1 protein-coding gene and 1 pseudogene are annotated in these 2,037 nt (G+C 66.7%); one reads left to right on the forward strand and one right to left on the reverse strand.

Annotated features, from left to right (window positions below; all coding sequences use genetic code 11):
• Window positions 1-250 precede the first annotated feature (250 nt).
• A pseudogene (locus ACOJVU_RS17560) lies at window positions 251-529 on the forward strand (heavy metal-responsive transcriptional regulator); the annotation flags it as partial.
• Window positions 530-621: 92 nt separating this feature from the next.
• Here the strand turns inward: ACOJVU_RS17560 and ACOJVU_RS17565 are convergent.
• The coding region (locus ACOJVU_RS17565; RefSeq protein ID WP_421530943.1) for a purple acid phosphatase family protein at window positions 622-2,037 on the reverse strand (1,416 nt) is incomplete at its 5' end.

A 2,037-nucleotide genomic window follows, 5' to 3' on the forward strand; every position in this document is an offset into this window, starting at 1 on the left:
AGCCTCGATCCGACCGGCAAAGGCCGGCAACGCTGGATGAATCGATGGAAGGCGCCACTCGACGCGTTCGAGCTGGCCTTCCCGGGACGACTAACCCCAGGCCGAAAGTAACACTACGACAACCAGTTACACCGTTAACTTGACAGCCTGTCTCTCCTGAATCGCTTGGAGAATCCGTTCGTCAGCGCCATAATGAACCTTCCAGTACAGATGAAGGTCAAGTCGCGAATCAAAAGATGCGGTAGGGACGGTGCGGATCGGAGAGTTGGCCGACGCTGTCGGCACCACCAGCACGACCCTGCGCTTCTACGAGGAACAGGGTTTGCTCCCCGAAACCGACCGCACGCCCTCCGGCTACCGGGACTACTCGCCCGAGACCGTCACCAGGATCGACTTCATCCACCGAGGCAAGGCCGCGGGGCTCACACTCGCCCAGATCCGTGAGGTTCTGCATATTCGAGACCGCGGTCAGTCCCCCTGTGAGCACGTGCGCGCCCTTCTCGACGCCCGACTCCCCGGCGACGAGGAACCCCCGCCCGCCTAGATGCGCTGGGGTGCTCGTCGATGACGGGGCGCTGACGCGGCGGCAGCGGTGTCGCAACCCGTTCAGCCGACCATGTTCTACGGTGAGGGCTCGTCCGCGCGCGGCTTGGTGAGGGTGAATTCGTCCACGACGGTCATCGCGCCGAACGGCCCGCTCAGCGCGTAGTGCGTCGCCTTGATCGACGTGTTGCCGCCGGGGGAGCCCGGGTCGACCTCGAACGCTGCGAAGCCGTGAGGGTAGTCGCGGTCGCGAAACGCCGACCACGGCGCCTCCTCGGTCACATAGATCGGCGCCTTGCGCCCGATCGCGGGATCGAACGGGCCCACACCCATCACCACCCGGCACCGATGGTCAGGGAAGAACATTCCGTTGGACGGCAGCGACGTCCCGCCCCCGCCGATCACGACGTGCACCGTGCCCAGGGTCGCATCGATCATCCCGTCGCCCGTTTCGACGGGTCTCGGCGTGAGCGTCTCGGTGCCCAGAGTCCCGCGCACCGGATGCGACCGCTCGTAGTGGTGCTCGTGGCCGCACACCACCAGGTCGACCCCGTACTGGTCGAACAGCGGCAGCCACTGCTCGCGGATGCCCAGGTCGGCGCCGTTGGTGTGGTTGGCGGTCGAGATCGCCGTCTGATGCATGCACACCACCACCCAGTCGACGTCCGGGTCATGTCGCGCGTCGGCCAATTCGCGCTCGAGCCAGCGCTTCTGTTCGCCACCGGAATAGCCGTGCACGTAGGAGTTGCCGCCGTCCTGGAAGCACACGTCGTCGTTGCTGAGGCTGATCACCCGCACCGAGCCCGCGGTGAAGGAGTACCACAGGCCGCGCAACTCCTGGGCGGCGCCCGACTCGGGCACCGCGAAGTACGTCTGGTAGGCGGCGTAACCGACCGGCCCGTTGCCCAACTCGTTCTCGTGGTTGCCCGCCGCGGGCATCCACGGTCGGTAACGCGCCGAGCGCGTGTTGTTCTCGAACCAGTTCGACCAGGTGCGGATTCGGTCGTGGGCGAGGTTGGCGTAGCACAGGTCGCCGTTGACCAGGTTGAACAACGGCCCGATGCGTTCGATCGCCATCGTGGTGTCGGCGGCCGCCGGCGACCCGATGTTGTCGGTGCCGTAACCGCCGTCGGCCAACTTGTCCAGCGAGGGAGTCGACTGGTCACCGAAGCTGGTGAAACACAACGGCCTTCGCCCGGACGGTGCCGTTCGCACCGTCCCGGTCACCGGGTCGGTGCCGTCGTGCACCGCGGCGTAAACGTAGTCCGAATCGGGGGTCAGGTTCGTCAGGCGGGCGTGGTTGACCCGAACCTCGTTGTTGGACTTGGCGTCCCGGTAGGAGCGGGTCTCGGCCGCCACGGTGCGCCCGAAACCCGACGCGGGCGTTCCCAGCATGACGCGCGGATTGCGGACGGCCTCGGTGGTGTGCCAGGACACCACCACCTCCGTGGCGGCGTTCCTGCCGAACTGCAGGTGCAGCCCGGACACCGGCGG

Source organism: Mycobacterium sp. THU-M104 (genome assembly GCF_049197365.1).
Classification (GTDB): domain Bacteria; phylum Actinomycetota; class Actinomycetes; order Mycobacteriales; family Mycobacteriaceae; genus Mycobacterium.